This window comes from Clostridium sartagoforme, from assembly GCF_039521405.1.
Lineage (GTDB): Bacteria > Bacillota > Clostridia > Clostridiales > Clostridiaceae > Clostridium > Clostridium sartagoforme.
In genome coordinates this window covers 84,780-101,528 of the sequence record NZ_BAAACH010000033.1, presented here as the reverse complement: position 1 = coordinate 101,528, position 16,749 = coordinate 84,780, and the positions used below count along the sequence as shown (strand labels likewise).

General features: G+C 26.7%; 16 protein-coding genes and 1 pseudogene. 13 read left to right on the top strand and 4 right to left on the bottom strand.

All coding sequences use genetic code 11. From position 1 onward, the window contains the following. From ABDZ60_RS13335 to ABDZ60_RS13315, 5 genes and pseudogenes are all read left to right on the top strand, one after another. Positions 1 to 104, top strand: a pseudogene (locus ABDZ60_RS13335) (ABC transporter permease); the annotation flags it as partial. A gap of 243 nt (positions 105 to 347) precedes the next feature. Continuing rightward, positions 348 to 2,177: a carbohydrate-binding domain-containing protein gene (locus ABDZ60_RS13330; protein ID WP_343778714.1), complete on the top strand. Its 1,830-nt coding sequence runs from the start codon at positions 348 to 350 to the stop codon at positions 2,175 to 2,177. Positions 2,178 to 2,437: 260 nt separating this feature from the next. Then, on the top strand, positions 2,438 to 2,764 hold the full coding sequence (locus ABDZ60_RS13325) for a PadR family transcriptional regulator (protein WP_047001997.1): 327 nt from the start codon (positions 2,438 to 2,440) through the stop codon (positions 2,762 to 2,764). Beyond that, entirely contained in the window at positions 2,751 to 4,055 is a 1,305-nt protein-coding gene (locus tag ABDZ60_RS13320; protein WP_343778712.1) for a DUF2812 domain-containing protein, read from the top strand. Before ABDZ60_RS13325 ends, ABDZ60_RS13320 begins: the two co-directional genes overlap by 14 nt. Before the next feature lie 165 nt (positions 4,056 to 4,220). Then, complete coding sequence (locus ABDZ60_RS13315; RefSeq protein WP_343778710.1) at positions 4,221 to 4,856, top strand: hypothetical protein; 636 nt, start codon at positions 4,221 to 4,223, stop codon at positions 4,854 to 4,856. 201 nt (positions 4,857 to 5,057) lie between these two features. Here the strand turns inward: ABDZ60_RS13315 and ABDZ60_RS13310 are convergent, their stop codons facing one another. Beyond that, positions 5,058 to 5,747 (bottom strand): DUF4956 domain-containing protein, encoded by a 690-nt coding sequence (locus tag ABDZ60_RS13310; protein WP_016207346.1) that lies wholly within the window; start codon positions 5,745 to 5,747, stop codon positions 5,058 to 5,060. Continuing rightward, positions 5,741 to 6,487 carry a polyphosphate polymerase domain-containing protein gene (locus ABDZ60_RS13305; RefSeq protein ID WP_047001996.1) on the bottom strand — a complete coding sequence of 249 codons (747 nt, stop codon included), beginning with the start codon at positions 6,485 to 6,487 and terminating at the stop codon, positions 5,741 to 5,743. The genes ABDZ60_RS13310 and ABDZ60_RS13305 overlap by 7 nt, the downstream gene beginning before the upstream one ends. 159 nt (positions 6,488 to 6,646) lie before the next feature. On the opposite strand from ABDZ60_RS13305, the gene ABDZ60_RS13300 reads away from it, so the two are divergent. The 7 genes from ABDZ60_RS13300 to tyrS all read left to right on the top strand — a co-directional run bounded on the left by ABDZ60_RS13300 (position 6,647) and on the right by tyrS (position 14,541). Further along, the gene (locus tag ABDZ60_RS13300) at positions 6,647 to 7,003 is read left to right on the top strand and encodes a DUF3221 domain-containing protein (protein ID WP_343778706.1); all 357 of its coding nucleotides are present in this window, start codon (positions 6,647 to 6,649) and stop codon (positions 7,001 to 7,003) included. 33 nt (positions 7,004 to 7,036) lie between these two features. Beyond that, on the top strand, positions 7,037 to 7,867 hold the full coding sequence (locus ABDZ60_RS13295; RefSeq protein ID WP_343778704.1) for a PhzF family phenazine biosynthesis protein: 831 nt from the start codon (positions 7,037 to 7,039) through the stop codon (positions 7,865 to 7,867). A gap of 22 nt (positions 7,868 to 7,889) precedes the next feature. Next, positions 7,890 to 9,884, top strand: coding sequence for a fructose-bisphosphatase class III (locus ABDZ60_RS13290; protein WP_016207343.1), 1,995 nt, complete (start codon positions 7,890 to 7,892; stop codon positions 9,882 to 9,884). A gap of 190 nt (positions 9,885 to 10,074) precedes the next feature. Then, positions 10,075 to 10,686, top strand: coding sequence for a C40 family peptidase (locus tag ABDZ60_RS13285; RefSeq protein WP_047001994.1), 612 nt, complete (start codon positions 10,075 to 10,077; stop codon positions 10,684 to 10,686). 84 nt (positions 10,687 to 10,770) lie between these two features. Continuing rightward, the gene (locus ABDZ60_RS13280) at positions 10,771 to 11,283 is read left to right on the top strand and encodes an RNA polymerase sigma factor (protein ID WP_016207341.1); all 513 of its coding nucleotides are present in this window, start codon (positions 10,771 to 10,773) and stop codon (positions 11,281 to 11,283) included. After that, on the top strand, positions 11,276 to 12,664 hold the full coding sequence (locus ABDZ60_RS13275) for a DUF4179 domain-containing protein (RefSeq protein ID WP_343778700.1): 1,389 nt from the start codon (positions 11,276 to 11,278) through the stop codon (positions 12,662 to 12,664). The genes ABDZ60_RS13280 and ABDZ60_RS13275 overlap by 8 nt, the downstream gene beginning before the upstream one ends. 659 nt (positions 12,665 to 13,323) lie before the next feature. Further along, positions 13,324 to 14,541, top strand: coding sequence for a tyrosine--tRNA ligase (tyrS, locus tag ABDZ60_RS13270; RefSeq protein WP_047001992.1), 1,218 nt, complete (start codon positions 13,324 to 13,326; stop codon positions 14,539 to 14,541). A gap of 78 nt (positions 14,542 to 14,619) precedes the next feature. Here the strand turns inward: tyrS and ABDZ60_RS13265 are convergent, their stop codons facing one another. Then, a complete protein-coding gene (locus ABDZ60_RS13265) occupies positions 14,620 to 15,324 on the bottom strand; it encodes a DUF421 domain-containing protein (RefSeq protein ID WP_047001991.1) in 705 nt (234 codons plus the stop codon). 114 nt (positions 15,325 to 15,438) lie between these two features. Next, entirely contained in the window at positions 15,439 to 15,609 is a 171-nt protein-coding gene (locus ABDZ60_RS13260; RefSeq protein ID WP_016207335.1) for a hypothetical protein, read from the bottom strand. A gap of 314 nt (positions 15,610 to 15,923) precedes the next feature. Here ABDZ60_RS13260 and ABDZ60_RS13255 point away from each other — a divergent pair, with 314 nt between their 5' ends. Then, a complete protein-coding gene (locus ABDZ60_RS13255; protein ID WP_016207334.1) occupies positions 15,924 to 16,649 on the top strand; it encodes a MurR/RpiR family transcriptional regulator in 726 nt (241 codons plus the stop codon). Positions 16,650 to 16,749 lie beyond the last annotated feature (100 nt).

Sequence of the window (16,749 nt, the reverse complement as noted above, 5' to 3'; positions counted from 1 at the left end):
AGATATTCCCATATATTGTTACTTTAATAGCATTAGTATTATTCTCTAAATCATCTCAAGCACCAAAGGCTTCTGGAGAACCATTTGATGCTGGTAAGAGATAGGATTTTAGTTAAAAGAGAAAAGTTAAAAGTTAAGTAATTAATGTAGAAATTCATTCAAAGAATGAATTTCTACTAAAATATTAAAGAGTTTATATAGTTCATAGGAGTGAATTATATAGATTCTTTTTTTATTTTATTACTTTAGGTTTTAAGGAGGTATATGTTTTAAGATTAATTTAAGGTAATGATGTTATCTTATTAATATCAAATGATTATTTAATTGAAATTTTAGGAGGAAGATTTATGAGTAAAAAAGTTATAGCAATGTTAGCAATGGCATCTTTATTTATAGTAGCTACAGGATGTTCAAATAAAGAAGCAAATTCAAATAAAACTTCAGTAGCTAGCAAAGTTGAAGTGGACACAACAATAACATTAGGAGATACAATTGTTGTAGATGGAGAAGGAGTAGTAGTTGAAAAAAATAAGGTTACTATAAATTCATCAGGAACATACAGTATATCAGGAACATTAAGAGATGGACAAATAGAAGTTAATGCTGGAGATGAAGACAATGTACAACTTATATTAAATGGAGTTAATATAACTAACTCAACTAGTTCCGGGATATATGTAGCAAATTCTAAAAATACTTATGTAATATTAGAAGATGGAACTAGCAATGAAGTTACGGATGGTGAAAATTATATATTTGAAGATATCTCAACAGATGAACCGAATGCAGCAATTTTTAGTAAAAGTGATTTGTTTATTAGTGGAACAGGATCTCTTAAAGTAAATGCTAAATATAATAATGGAATAACAAGCAAAGATGATTTAGAAATAGCAGATGGAACTATATCAATTGATTCAGTAGCAGATGGTATTAGAGGAAGAGATTCAATTACTATTTCAAGTGGTAATATAATTATTAATTCACAGGGAGATGGTATGAAGTCTAATAATGATGAAGATACAGAAAAGGGTTATGTATTAATTGAAGGAGGAACAATTAATATAACATCAGGTGAAGATGGAATACAAGCAGAAACAGTTGCAACAATAACAGGTGGAGATATAACAATAAATTCAGGCGGTGGAAATGAAAACACATCTAAAGTTCATAGCGATTTTAGAGGCTTTGGAAAAACTCAGGGAGCAGCAGTAGAGCAAGATGAAGAAATAGATACAACTAGTACAAAGGCCATAAAAGCAGCAGTTAATGTTAAAATTGATGGAGGAAATATCAATATAAATTCAGCTGATGATTCAATACATTCAAATGATAAAGTTGAAATTAATGGTGGAACTATTAATATAATATCAGGTGACGATGGAATTCATGCAGACTCAACAATAGATGTAAATAAGGGAGATATTATTATAGTAAAATCATATGAAGGTATAGAAGCAGAAACAATAAATATAAATGATGGAAATATAAAAGTTACTGCAAGTGATGATGGAGTAAATGCTTCAGGCGGAAATGATGGATCTTCAATAAATGGAAGACCAGGACAAAATAATTTTGCTTCAGCAGGAAAGGGAACAATAAATATTAATGGTGGAAAAATTGTTGTAGATGCAAGTGGAGATGGTCTTGATGCAAATGGATCAATATATATGAAAGATGGAACAGTTATAGTAAATGGTCCGGAAGACAATGGTAATGGGTCATTAGATTATGATGGAGAATTCCAAATTACAGGTGGATTATTAATTGCATCTGGAAGCTCAGGTATGGCTCAATCACCAAGTGAAACATCAAGTCAAAATTCAATTAATATATTCTCAGCAATACAAGCTAATACACTAGTCCGAGTTGAAGATTCAAGTGGAAATGAAGTAGTAACCTTTGTTTCAAGCAAGAATGTTCAATCAGTAGTAATATCTTCAGCAAATATTAAAATTGGAGAAACTTACAAGGTTTATACTGGAGGAACATCAACAGGGTCAGTAAATGATGGTATATATTCAGAAGGAAGTTATTCAGATGGTACGGAATTAGAAAGTTTTACAGTATCAGGAGTAGTAACTAACATAGGTCAAGTAACTGGAGGATTTGGAGGCCCTGGTGCTGGGATACTTGGTCAAGGAGAATTCCCAGGAGGAGAAATGCCTAAAAGACCTTAATAGAATATTTTATTGACAAGTAGTATATACAAATAATTTATAAATTATTTGTATATACTATGTTTTGTTTTTTTATGCTTATAATAAATTAAAAAATATTATGCAAATAATTATCAAATTACTAATAATAAACATATGATATATATTATGTAATAAGATATATTGACAATATTGATATTCGATAATAGAATTATATTGTAATATATGGTAATTATTTTATAAATTTAATATCGAATATCGATGTTTGGAGGTGGCAAAGGATGCCAAGAGAACAATTTCAGAATTTAACTGAACCAATGTACTATATATTAATATCTTTAATAGAAGAAAGATGTGGAGTAGATATAATGGCATCAGTTGAAGAATTATCTAAGGGAAGAGTTAATGTAGGACCGGGAACATTATATGCCCTTCTTGGTAGATTTGAAAAAGAAGGAATGATTAGGGAGACAGAAGTTGTTGGAAGAAAAAGAAGTTATATAATTACTGAAAAAGGCCTAGAAATACTTAAAGATGAATATGAGAGATTAATAATGTTAATTAAAGATGGAAAATCTTTTTTTGGAGGAATTTATGATGATATTTAGAAATAAAAAATGGGTTGTATTTAACTTTTTACCATATGAGCATAAAAGCTTAGAAGATTATTTAGAAAAGATGGCATTAAGGGGTTGGATATTAGAAAATATAAAAGGATATTATTTAAAATTTAGAAAAGATACTCCTAAAAAGTTAAGATATTCAGTAGATGTATTAGACAGCATATCCTTTATGGATGGAAAAGATACTGATAAAGCTCTAGAATATAGGGAATATTGCAAAGAGGCTGGTTGGGAATTTGTTTGTGAAAGAAATAAAATACAAGTTTATTGTAGTGAGCTAGATGAAGAAAGAATAGATATTCATACTGATGAAGTGGAAAAGTTTAATACTGTTAGGAAAGCATCATTAAAATATGTACTTTTAAATCTGATAACAATCATATGCCTTTTACTTGGTCAATATATTGCGACAATTGGAAGTTATAGTGCACACTTTTTAGCGAATCCATTAGGTTTAGGAACATTTATATTTGTTATTATTTTTTCACTTCATGAAATAATGGGATTAATTACATTTTTAATATTTAATATTAAGGGGAAAATATCTATAAATAATGGAAAAAAAGTAAGTTATAATTTAAAGAAAATATCATTAGTAAGAAGAATTATTTATTGTTTAATGTCTATTGTTTTATTTATAGCTTGGCTCTCCTTTGCTATAGAATCTGATGTTAGTATTTTAAAAATAGTTATTATTTTAGTTTTTTTAGTACTTGCATCAAATTATATAATTAATTTTATTAAGAATAAGAATATTAAAAATAAAAAAATAATAATTCAAGGAGCTTATCTAGTATTAACATTAGCAATATTTTTTACTATTACTAATATGATTTTTAGAGATGTATTTATTAAAGACTATAATTATAGCGATAAAATGTTAAATAAAGTAGATAATTTAAAAATTGAAGATTTTAATGATGTTAGTAAGGAAGATTCATTATATTTTAGAGCAGAGAAAACACCAGTAGCTGCTTATTTGTATTATGGAGATGAAGGAGAAAAAAATTACTTAAGTTATGAAATTTTTGAAAGTAAATATAAATGGGTAGTTGAGTATAATTTTAATAAGAGGATAAAATTTGTAAATAAAATAGGGGTAGAATATATAGAAAAGAAAACCAGTTTACCAAAAGATATAAATGTTTATATGAATGAACATGGACATCGATATACAATAATATCTCAAAATAAAATGGTAGAAATATCAAGTATGGATAATGTAAGTGAAGAAGAATTAATTAATGTGGTTTATGAGAAGTTATTTGAAAAATAAATAACAAACAATAATAAGAAACATTTTAAATTTTATATGTTATATTTTTGAATTGTTTCAAGTTATTAATATAGATAATAAAAATTCAGAAGTAATTAGAAATGATGGTATAAATTTAAGAGAAGATATATTCAAAGATATTAATATAGAATAATAGGAGAGATTATGATATTAAAAAGAATGTTTAAGTTTATATGGTTAATAGCCTTATTACCAACAATCATATCGGGGTGTGGAAATATAAGTTATAATAACAATAGTCATAAAGAGGTTATATCAAAGAGAAATGAAATGATTAAGACTATTACTCCTACAGAAGCTAAGGTAGATTTAGGGACATGGATTGGTGTAGATATGGCAACTATTAATTATGCCTCAAATGATAGAATAGTTATTCACGGAAACTTTGGACTTTTTATTTATGATTTAAATGAAGAGAAAATTATTAGGGGTATTGATGTTAAAGCTATAGGGTGCGGATCTACTCAAGGTGATAATGTATGTGTTGTTTCTGTTAGTAAGAATGGGAATATAATAAGATTACATCCATCTAGTAGTGAAAATATGTATGTTTATAACGTTGAAAATAATACTTTGATACGGACTAAATATGAAAAATCTAATGACGAGCTTAAAACTTTAATTTTAGAGGAAGAGTTTAAAAGTTATGATGGAGAATATTGCTATTCATATATAAAGCTTGAAAATGAAGAGGTTAGTTATTTAAGATGTCCTAAATCAAACATGGCAATAGATTTACAGTATATAAAGAATGATAAAGTTTATGATATATTTAAATAAATTTTAATTTTTATAATTTCCTTCATTAACTTGTTAATCATAAATGTTTTTAATAATAGATAATAGTGGAGATAGATTAATTAATGTGGTTTATGAGAAATTGTTTATTAGCAACTTAAAGTAATTAAATATAAGAAAGCGGAGATAAATAGATTAGGATCATTTCACGTAGTCTATTTATTTTCGCTTTTATACAATGACTTAATTATAAACTTTTTCTTCAAAACCAGCAAAATTTAGTGAAATATTTAAATTACCATTTTTGCATCTTAATTCATCTATAAATTTCTTTTGATCAACATCAAGTTTCATATGAATAATATAGTGAATTTCAAATAGTGAGCCAAAATCTCTAGTTTTTATAGTTTCAATATTCCATGAGTTTGTATATTTATTTAGTATGTCATCAAATATTCCATCATAATTTAAATCTTCAGGAATTGTAATTTTAAGTTTAGAAGTTTTTGTTCTAGGCATAGCAAATCTTGTCATATCTAGGATAACTACTAAGGCGCAGAGTATTAAAGTAAATATAAAGGCATATCCCACATAACCCATCCCACAGGTTAAACCAACAGCTAAGGTGAAAAATACATAAGTTATATCTTTTGGATCACCAGGTGCACTTCTAAAACGTATAATTGAAAATGCACCTGCTAAGCTAAATGCTCTTGCAACATTATTTCCTACTAAAAGTATGATAATAGCAATTATTACGGGTAGCATTATAAGTGTTACTGTAAAACCTGGGGCATATCCCTCTCTTTTATGTGTCTTCATATAGGCAAGACTTATAACTAGTCCAAGAATAATTGAAGATATAATAATTAATAGTGCGTTTACTAGAGTAAATGATTCTCCAGTAGTTGATGAAATGATAGTTTCTAACATGCGTTGTCCCTCCTATTAGAATAATTTGCATTTAAGCAATATTTCATATATTCATTTCCATATTTCGAAAAGTGAGTGTTATATATTGATAATTCAGAAAGAACTTTTGTAAACCAAACAGGTATTGCTCCAAGTATTTTTACCTCCATAAGATAATGATTTTCTTTTAGTAAATTTTCACCAAAGCTACCAAGTTCAAGAGCTAAGTTATCACGTCTAGTAATTATATTAGAATCAAATGTTATTCTAAAATCACTATTATCTTTTCCAAAGAAGGCTTTTCTGCTATAGCCTATATATACAGTTGGGTTAACTTCATTATTAGTTAAGTGGTATTCTATTTCATTAAGAACTTGATTATTAATGTAATCAGAAGTAGCAGGTTTTTCCCTTAATTCTAAGAACCTATAAGCCTCATTCAAAGTTAAAGTAGCTCTACGTTTATTTACTATACCATTAATTTTTTTCTTTAACTCTAAAAAAACTCTATCATCCTTACTATTAGGTACATTATAGCTCCTTAATCTAAGTTTTTCTTTATAATAGGGTTTGTTGATTGAATTTCGAATTATGTGACAGTCAAGTGTGTCATAATATATATTATAAATATCATAGTTTTTCCCATCTTTACAATATTTATCTGGATTCATATAGTTTTTTAAAATTGGAATAAGTTTGTTATATTGTTTCTCATTTAATATAAATTTTTTTTCAAATCTTTGAAATGATTTTATTGCCATACTATTACCTCCTATTGAATGATCTTTATGAAGTAATTATATAAACCTAACCTTAAAGAAATCTTAAATTAAAAAATAAATTTAAATTAATGTATATTTATATATCTAAAAATAGTAAAATTACAATAGTTAGAAATTAGTTTTAAGGAGAAAAAGAATGTGAAGTTTAAGAAAATCTATATAGGAATAATAGTATTAGGTATTTGTATGCTTAGTTTATGGATTATAGCAAACCACAAAAATGATAAAGTAGCTATAAGAGGAGTAGTAACAGTAATAAATGAAGAAAATGAAAAGGGTAATATTTTAGTAGAAGGAAATATTGAAGAAGATACAGAATTTGATAAGGCAAGTATTTATATAACCCAAAGAACGAAAATTATAAAAGAAGAGGCAAATGAAAGGTTAAAATTATCAGATATTAAAGTAGGAGATAAAGTAGAAGTGATAATTACAGGACCAATAAGAGAAAGTTACCCTGTTCAAGTAGATGCTAAAATTATAAGAATAAAATAAGTAAATATTGTCATGAAACTATAGGAGGGAAAAGTGAAGATTAATATATATCAAGTAGACGCTTTTACAAGTAAAGTTTTTAAAGGGAATCCAGCAGCTGTTTGTATTTTAGAAAAAGACATAGATGATGAGTTAATGAAAAATATTGCCCAGGAAATGAATTTATCAGAAACAGCATTTGTAAAACCATTAGAAAACTCTAATATAAGTGAGTGTAATTTATTTTCTTTAAGGTGGTTTACTCCAAAAGTAGAGGTAGATTTATGTGGTCATGCAACTATAGCAACATCGAAAATTTTATTTGATGAATTTAATGTAAAAGAACAAGAGATAAAATACAGAACTCAAAGTGGAATACTTACTGCTAAAAAGGAAAATGAAAAAATAAGTTTAGACTTTCCAATAGATAAGCCTTTAAATTTTCATTTAACAAAAGATGTATTAAAGGCTATGGGCATAATAAATTATTCAAAAGCTATAGTAGGTAAAGAAACAAGAAAACTTGTTATAGAGTTAAAAGATAAAGAAGAGGTAATAAATTTAAAACCAAACTTTGAGATATTAAAATCATTAAATTTTGGAACTAATGTAAAGGGGATAGCTGTTACTTGCATAGGAGATGAGAAATATGATTTTATTTCAAGGTACTTTAATCCATGGGCAGGTATAAATGAGGATCCAGTGACAGGCTCGGTTCATACCTTATTAGCTAATTATTGGAGTAATAAATTAAATAAAACAAAAATTATTGCATATCAAGCTTCAGATAGAGGTGGAGAAATTTCATTAGAATTGTTAGAAGATGATAGAGTAAAATTAAGTGGTGAAGCAGCTATAGTATTAAAGGGAGAATTATATCTTTAAATTTATGGGGGAGAATATTAGTATGGATAAATATAATAACATTGATGATGAAAATATACTAATACAAGATATTTCAAGACAAGATTATTTAAGATTATTAGCTAAACAATATCAAAGTATTGCAGAAGCATCTACAGAAATTATTAACTTAGAAGCAATTTTAAACTTACCAAAAGGAACAGAACATTTTCTAAGCGATATACATGGAGAATATGAGCCTTTTATACACGTTTTAAAAAATGGATCTGGAATGGTTAAAAGGAAGATTGAAGATATATTTGGAAATTCATTAATGGAAAGTGAGAAGAAAAGTTTAGCAACTTTAGTATATTATCCAGAACAAAAATTAGAGATAGTCTTAAAGGAAGAAAAAAATATTAACGATTGGTATAAAATAACTTTATATAGATTGATTGAGTTATGTAGATTTGTTTCATCAAAATACACAAGGTCTAAAGTTAGAAAGGCTTTGCCAAAGGATTTTGCTTACGTTATAGAGGAGTTACTACATGAGCAAAGCAGTGAAGTAGATAAGCAGAAATATTATGATAAAATAATTACTACAATTATTGACATAGATAGAGCAAATGAATTTATTATCGCTTTATCTAAACTTATACAAAGATTAGTTATTGATAGGCTTCATATATTGGGAGATATATATGATAGAGGACCGAGACCAGATATAATACTAGATACATTAATTAATTATCATTCAGTCGACATACAATGGGGAAATCATGATATGCTTTGGATGGGAGCTGCAGCTGGATCAAAGGTATGTATAGCAAATGTCTTAAGAATTTCAGCAAGATATTCTAATTTAGATATAATTGAGGATATCTATGGAATTAATATGTTACCATTAGCAACATTTGCACTGAAATACTATAAAGATGATTTATGCAAAAATTTTATTCCAAAAGTAACTGATAAAAATATATATAGCAACTCTGAAATTGATTTGATTTCTAAAATGCATAAAGCAATAACTATAATACAATTCAAACTTGAAAACGATATAATTAAGAGAAATAAAGAGTTTGAAATGGAACATAGGCTGCTTTTGAATTATATAGACTATGAAAAAGGAACTATTAAAATAAATAACAATATATATGAGCTTAATGACAAGACCTTTCCAACTATAGATAAAAACAATCCATATAAACTTACAAAAGAAGAAGAAATATTAATTGAAAAATTAGAATCCTCTTTTGTTAATAGTGAAAAACTACAAAGACATATTTTGTTTTTATTTGAAAAAGGAAATATTTATTTAAAGTATAACGACAGCTTATTATTTCATGGATGTATTCCTCTAGATTCTAATAAAAATTTTTCAAGTATGAATATACAAGGAAAAGAATATAGTGGTAAAGCGCTTTTAGAAAAATTTGAATCTTTAGTGAGAGAAGGATATTTTAGTAAAAGGGATACAAGAGAAAGAGACTATGGAATGGATATAATGTGGTATCTTTGGACTGGGGCAAATTCATCACTTTTTGGTAAAGAAAAAATGACTACTTTTGAAAGATATTTTATAGATGACAAATCTACACATAAAGAACATAAGAATCCATATTATAAATGGAGAGATGATGAGGAAGTATGTAAGAAAATCCTTAGAGAATTTGAGGTTGATCATATTGAAGGAAGGATAATTAATGGACATGTTCCAGTTAAAAATAAAAGTGGAGAAAGTCCTATAAAAGCTAATGGTAAATTGATGGTAATAGATGGCGGATTTGCTAAAGCTTATAGAAGCCATACTGGAATTGCAGGATATACATTAATATATAATTCTTATGGGTTTCAATTAGTTGCTCACGAACCATTTGATTCCACAGAAGAAGCTATAGTTAAAGAAAGAGATATTCTTTCTACAACAATGATAGTAGAAAAGAGATTAGAAAGAAAAAGAGTTAAAGATACGGATGTTGGTATGGAATTAAAAAGTCAAATAAGAGACTTAAAAATGTTACTTACAGCATACAGAAAAGGATTAATAAAGTAAAGTTTAAAATTTATGAATATCTAAGAAGAAGATATATATTAAAAAGCTATATCCAATTGAAGTTATAATTTTCAATTGGATATAGTTTTTTATTGGAGTAAACTATTTTGTAACCAAAAAGTAATTATGAAAAAATTTGGTTGTAAGTTAAAATTAATATATATTGTAATTATATGGGGTGGGATTTGTGATGAGAAAGAAGGTAGTCAATAGTAATATAGCTTTTATATTAGCTTTAATAATTTTAATAGTAGTTGGAATTTTAATATTTATTAATTTTAATGAAAAAGATAAATATGAAAACGAGGGAATAAATATGACAGAAGAAGAAAAGGTAATAGTAAATGAAGTTATTAAATTAGCAGAAGAAAAAATAGGTTTAGAATATGTATGGGGCGGAAAAGGTGAAATTATGACTGAAGAAAGGTTAGATGAACTTATAGGTTATTATGGAGATAAGTACTACCCATTGAAAAAAGAAACATATATAGGAAATCAAGCCTTTGATTGTTCAGGATTAACTTATTGGACTTATAGGGAAGTAACGGGAGTTGAAATTGGCTATTCAACTTTTGAACAAGAAGATATATTACAGGGATATGAGGTAAGTGAAGAAGATTTGCAGCCAGGAGACTTAATATATACACCAGGTCATGTAGTTTTATACAAAGGTAGAGGAGAAATAATAAATGCATATAATAAATTGCCATATCCAATTGGAGGAGTTAAAAGTGGCAAGCTTTATTTAGGTGATGATAGTGTAATATATAGACCCTTTGATTATATAAAATCCTTAGAATAATAAATTTTTAGGGAACTTTTTACCAGCTATAAAACTCTTATATATAGTTAATAGTTAAGGAGACAAGGTTTGGGGGGAAGAAGCTTGGAGCTAGAAGTTAAGAAGGCTATAAATGGTGATAAAGAAGCTCTTTTAAAACTAATCATGAGTGAAAAAGATAACTACTATAAATTAGCATTTGTATATATGAAAAATGAACAAGATGCTTTAGATATATTACAGGAAATGATAGTAGTTTTATATAAAGAAATTCCAAAGCTTAAAAAGCTTGATTCATTTTATAGTTGGAGCAAAACAATACTTGTTAATTTATGTAAAAAGGAGCTATCTAAGAGAAAGAAATATGAAGATGCTAATTTAGAAAATATGCCAAAAGAAGATACTTTTAATGAATCAGAAAATAAAATTTATCTAAAATCTCTTATAGAATATTTAAATGATAATCAAAAAGAAGCTATTAGGCTTAGATATTATTTAGATTATACTTATGAAGAAATTTCTGAAATTATGAAAATACCATTAGGAACAGTAAAATCTAGAATAAATAAAGGTATTAATAAAATAAGAAAAATTATAGGTGGTGATATAAATGATTGATTTAGATAAAGAATTAAATAATCTAGAAGAAAAGGCTTTAAAAGCTCCACCAGAATTTGAAAATTTAATGAGAAAAGCATTAAATAATACAAAAAGAGAAAATAAAAAGAAAATAAATTTAAACAACAAATATATAAAAATAGCTTTAATATTTATAGCATTTATATTCATTTTTAATTTAAGTACAGTTTCTGCAATGATAAAAAAGCTAATGGGATATGATGATTATTTTTCTTATAATAGTTATGTGAAAAAACTTAATAATAGAGGGGAACTTCAAGAGGTTAATAAATCAATAGAATTTAGCAACGGTAAAAAAATAACCATAGAAGCAGTTGTTTATGACAATAAGTATCTTTCTGTTTTTATGAGAGGAAGCATTGCTTATACGGATAGCTTTTTACCGACAGATGAACCTAATGAAGAATATGATTCTGCTAAACATAAATCTGACATAAGAATTTTAGATGGGGATTTTGCATCAGGTTCAAGTGCATTTAGTGAAAAAGATAAAAATGAAGATACATTAAGTGTATGGACCTTTAAAATAGGGGAAAATAAAAAAGATTTTACTTTAGAAATTACAGAAAAAGGCGAAGCTAAGGAGGTAACTGTAGATATAGATTCATCTAAGATAGTTAAAATTAAGAATATAAGGCCAGAAAATAATGAAATTCAAATAGATGGAGTAAGTTTTATAGTAAATAATTTAAGAGTTAGTCCACTTGCTATAAATTTAGATTATTCAGTAGTTTCTGATGATGAAGAAAAAATTGAGGCTATTCAAAAAAATGATGGAAACTTCTTTAATGAAGGTATATATATTAGGCCTGATATAGAGGGTAGAAATATCGAAAGAATGGGTGTAGTTGCATATGATGAAAAGGAAGCTATAAATAATGGTATTAGAATAGTTGAAAACTTTGTTTTAAAGGACTTAGCTATAGACAAATTTAATAAGGCTAAGATAGTTATAGAATCAGCAAACTTTAGCGAAGCTTTAAATATTGATATTAAGAGTAATATTAAAGATACTTGGATAAATGATAATTTATTTATAGAAGAGTTAAAATATGATGAAAAGAAAGAAGTGGTGGATATAGCTTATTGGAGTAAATATAAAAAAATATGGTTTGATAAATACGTGCCTTATGAAATACTTCCTTATGATGGAGTTATTTCATATGAGGATTCAATTCATAAAAGTAATATAGATGATTTTTTAGGTAAGGATTATAGAAAGTTTATATTTATGAGAAGACAGTTATATATTGGAGAGAAAGAAAAGCTTTTTGAAAGCAAAGGTTTTTTTGTTGCTCATAATAAAGCATTAGATATTAAGAAAAAAGATAGGACTATAAATCTTAAAATTAATTATTAGTTAATTGAAAATTACAAAAATATTGACAATATAAAAAATAAGATTTATAATCCATATTAATAATAAGCATAACGAAGATTTATAAGTTATTATATTTCGGAGTATAAGATTATGAAAAGCTGTGATAAGAACAAGTAGTAGTTAGTAAAACTTACAGAAAGTAACCGGTTGATGAGAGGTGCAAGATAAGCTAATTATGAATACATCTTTGAGCTTCACACCAAATGAAGTTTTAGCATAAGGAAAATATAATTTAGAATGATAGTTATATTAATTTATTAAAATTTAATTTTGAAAACTCTATCAGAGTTTTTTCATTAATTCTACATTCTGCATTTTACATTTTTCATTCTGCGAAGCATTTAGTAGGCTGTGACGTATTCCTTGCACACGTTATAGTGCTAGAGTATTACCTAGATATTTTCTGGAGTACTTGAAAAGGTAGGCAATGTGAATTGTCTATGAACTTAAGGTGGTAACACGAAGTTTTATCTCTCGTCCTTTTGATATAAGGGGTGGGAGTTTTTTTATTTCTAGAAAAGTATAAAATTTTGAGTATGTCCACTAGTAGTTCAAATAGTTTTATCAAATAGCCTTTCGTAAAGTTATTCTTATAGAACTTGCTTATATTTTAAATAATATAAGAGGAGTGTTAAAAAATGAAAAAAACAATTGATGAGCAAATGAAAATTATTAAAAAGGGAGCAGATACAATAGTTAATGAAGAAGAGCTTAGAAAAAAACTAGAAAAAGCTGCAAAAAATAATAAACCATTAATTATCAAGTTAGGGCTTGATCCAAGTGCACCAGATATACATCTTGGTCATGCTGTAGTTTTACGTAAAATTAAACAAATGCAAGATTTAGGCCATAAAGCAGTAATTGTTATTGGAGACTTTACAGGAAAAATTGGAGATCCAACAGGAAAGGCAAAGGGAAGAAAAGCATTAACGGATGAAGAAGTATTAAAAAATGCAGAAACTTATAAAACTCAAATTTTTAAAGTTTTAGATGAAAGTAAGACGGAAGTTCGTTTTAATAGTGAATGGCTTTCAAAATTAAATTTTAATGATGTATTAAAATTAGCAGCAACTACTACTGTAGCTCGTATGTTAGAAAGAGATGATTTTCGAAATAGATATAAAAACAATGTACCAATAGGAGTTCATGAATTCTTTTATCCTTTAATGCAAGCTTACGATTCAATTGCTCTAGAGGCTGATATTGAGCTTGGAGGTACTGATCAAACCTTTAATATTTTAATGGGAAGAACACTTCAAAAGACAATGGGAGAAGAGCAACAAGTTGCAATGTTTATGCCTATTTTAGAAGGCTTAGACGGAATTGAAAAAATGAGCAAAAGTTTAGGCAACTACATTGGGGTAAATGAACCTGCAAATGTAATGTTTAAAAAAGTGATGGAGGTTCCAGATAATTTAATTATAAAATACTTTGAATTAGCTACAGATGAACATCCAGATTTAATAGAACAAATAAAAAACAAACTAGATAGTGGTGAAAATCCCAGAAATATTAAATTAGAACTTGCACAAATAATAACAAGCTTATACCATTGTGAAGAAAAAGTTAAAACAGCAATAGAATTCTATAATTCAGCTTTTACTAAAAAGGAAATTCCAGATGATGTACCTAATTTAACTGTAGAAAGTAATAAGTTGAGGGATATTGTTTCAAATTTAGTAAGTGAGAAATATGTATCAAGTAAAAAAGAATTTGCAAGACTTGTAGAGCAAGGTGGAGTTCAAATTAATGGAGAAAAAATAAATAGCTTAGACATAAATTTATCATATGATGATGTAATAAAGATAGGTAAAAAGAAGTTTGCAAAACTTAAAATAAAATCTTTGCTTAGATAATTGCTAAAAAATACTTTATTGTAATATTTAAAAACTCTACTAAATTAGTTAAAGTAGAGTTTTTAAGTAGTGAAAAGCTTATTTATATAAAAAAACTTTTAGGTTATTTTTACTATCAATAGTAGCAAGAATAACGTTTTTTACATCAGTTTGATATGAAGTTTTTAAATTGGAAATAATCCAACTTTCATCCTTATTAGTTTCTTCTAAATTATTATAAAGAATTTTGCCTTCTTTAATAACTGTTACAGGTAAATTAAATGATTCTGTTTTCATTTGGTAATGAAAAGGCGTAATAGGTTCATATTTTGGATCTAAGAAAACAGAAAGTTTTCCATCAGCTTCCCAAATTGCTAATGCTACTTTTTTTACATCTTCTACTTTTTCCTCTCTTAGTTCCTCTAATAATACATCAATAGATATTCTTGCTTTATTTAATCCTTTATTTAGAATTTCTCCATTTTTAACAACTGTGACTGGTGAGCTGTTGAGGAGTTTCCTTAAGGATGGAAACCTAAGGATTCCAAGTAGTGAAATAAGATAAAGAATTACTAATACAATTGTTGTAATCATGGATCCCTCTAATCCAAGTTCTTCATCAGATAATGGATGAGCAATAATGTTTCCAATTACTAAAGCAATAACAAAATCAAGAAGTCTTAACTGCGATATAGTACGCTGACCTAAGATTCTTGCAACAACTAGTAAAAAGAAAAAGGCAATAACTGCACGAAGAATCCATTCAACTGCAGTGAGTGTTTCTTGACCATAAAAAAAATACATAAAAAATATCTCCTTATTTAAAAAGTTAAATATTAATGTTATTTTACCCAATAACAAGCTGAAAAATAACCCTACTAATATTTAGTAAGGTTATTTTTATATGGTTTTTAAATATTACTTATTATGAGATAATTTTGACCTTTTAGTAAACTTTTTGCCATTAGAATGGGCACCTTTCTTTTGACCATTTTCAATCCCAATTTCAGCGCCGGATTCTGAATACATTTTTCTAAGTTCTGCATTTGATTTAGGACGATCTTTTCTTCTATTTTTGTTATTATCCATTGTAATTACCTCCTAAAAATAAATTGTCTATATTAGTTTCCCACAATATAATTAAAAAATATTATAAAAATATAGCTTTATATAGTATTTATTATTCATATAGGTATAACTTGTATATTTAAAAATTTAATTATAAGGAATTAAATCAAGGAACTATAAAATAATAATATTAACTATTGTAAACTCAGATTTTTTAGGCGGTACAGAAATAGTAGCAGCTTTAAAAATATTTAATAATTAATTAAATATTTATGATTAAAAACAAAAATAAATATGATACTATATTAATAGTTATTTAAAATCGGAGGTATCTTATGAAATTTGATATTTACAAAATTGCTGATAATTATAAGTTAACAGAAACAGAAAGGCAAGTGCTTGAATATATATTAAAAAATATCGATGATGTTTTAGATAAAGGAGTAAGAGAGATTGCACAAATTAACTATACTTCTGCAACTACTATAATAAAGTTATCAAAAAAGTTAGGATATACTGGATATGTAGATATGATTTATAGATTAAATTTTATAGTGAAGAATAATGAGAAAAATCAAAAACGTACTTCAGATATAACTAGCTTTATTGATGAAATAGATAAAAATACTATAGACTCATTTATTGATAGTCTTATAAAACATAGACAGGATATAATTTATATTACAGGTACAGGATTTTCATCTCCAATTGTAGATTTTTTTTGTAGGAAGATGTTAGTCTTGGGTTTTAAATGTATTAAGACAAATTCCTATGGAGTATATGATAACAACCAAATAGGAGGAGCCTTAGTAATAGGAATATCAAAAAGTGGTGAAACAGAAAGTGTAACAAAGGTTATAGACTATGCTGCAAAAAATAATTTAGATATTATAACCTTTACTGGAAGGCCAAGTAGTCATATGGCCAAACAATCTACAATACATTTTTCCATATTAGATGATAAAGAGTTAGATGATAGAAATATTACAGCAAATTATTTTTATGCTAGAGTGATGATTATAATGGAATACTTACTAGATAAGGCAATGAATAGTTTATAGAAGTTTAAAAAAACTATCAGAGAAGAGTTTTCTGTGATAGTTTTTTATTATTTACGGTGAAAATTTAAAAAGATTACCATGTGAACAATTTTTTATAATT

What these genes read in the sequence shown, in the direction of transcription:
- ABDZ60_RS13310 (WP_016207346.1), bottom strand. Translation starts at nt 5,747, where the DNA reads ATGTTAGAAACTATCATTTCATCAACTACTGGAGAATCATTTACTCTA.
- ABDZ60_RS13265 (WP_047001991.1), bottom strand. Translation starts at nt 15,324, where the DNA reads ATGTATTTTTTTTATGGTCAAGAAACACTCACTGCAGTTGAATGGATT.
- ABDZ60_RS13290 (WP_016207343.1), top strand. Translation starts at nt 7,890, where the DNA reads ATGGATAAATATAATAACATTGATGATGAAAATATACTAATACAAGAT.
- ABDZ60_RS13285 (WP_047001994.1), top strand. Translation starts at nt 10,075, where the DNA reads ATGAGAAAGAAGGTAGTCAATAGTAATATAGCTTTTATATTAGCTTTA.
- ABDZ60_RS13260 (WP_016207335.1), bottom strand. Translation starts at nt 15,609, where the DNA reads ATGGATAATAACAAAAATAGAAGAAAAGATCGTCCTAAATCAAATGCA.
- ABDZ60_RS13275 (WP_343778700.1), top strand. Translation starts at nt 11,276, where the DNA reads ATGATTGATTTAGATAAAGAATTAAATAATCTAGAAGAAAAGGCTTTA.
- ABDZ60_RS13315 (WP_343778710.1), top strand. Translation starts at nt 4,221, where the DNA reads ATGATATTAAAAAGAATGTTTAAGTTTATATGGTTAATAGCCTTATTA.
- ABDZ60_RS13255 (WP_016207334.1), top strand. Translation starts at nt 15,924, where the DNA reads ATGAAATTTGATATTTACAAAATTGCTGATAATTATAAGTTAACAGAA.
- ABDZ60_RS13305 (WP_047001996.1), bottom strand. Translation starts at nt 6,487, where the DNA reads ATGGCAATAAAATCATTTCAAAGATTTGAAAAAAAATTTATATTAAAT.
- ABDZ60_RS13320 (WP_343778712.1), top strand. Translation starts at nt 2,751, where the DNA reads ATGATGATATTTAGAAATAAAAAATGGGTTGTATTTAACTTTTTACCA.
- ABDZ60_RS13330 (WP_343778714.1), top strand. Translation starts at nt 348, where the DNA reads ATGAGTAAAAAAGTTATAGCAATGTTAGCAATGGCATCTTTATTTATA.
- tyrS (WP_047001992.1), top strand. Translation starts at nt 13,324, where the DNA reads ATGAAAAAAACAATTGATGAGCAAATGAAAATTATTAAAAAGGGAGCA.
- ABDZ60_RS13325 (WP_047001997.1), top strand. Translation starts at nt 2,438, where the DNA reads ATGCCAAGAGAACAATTTCAGAATTTAACTGAACCAATGTACTATATA.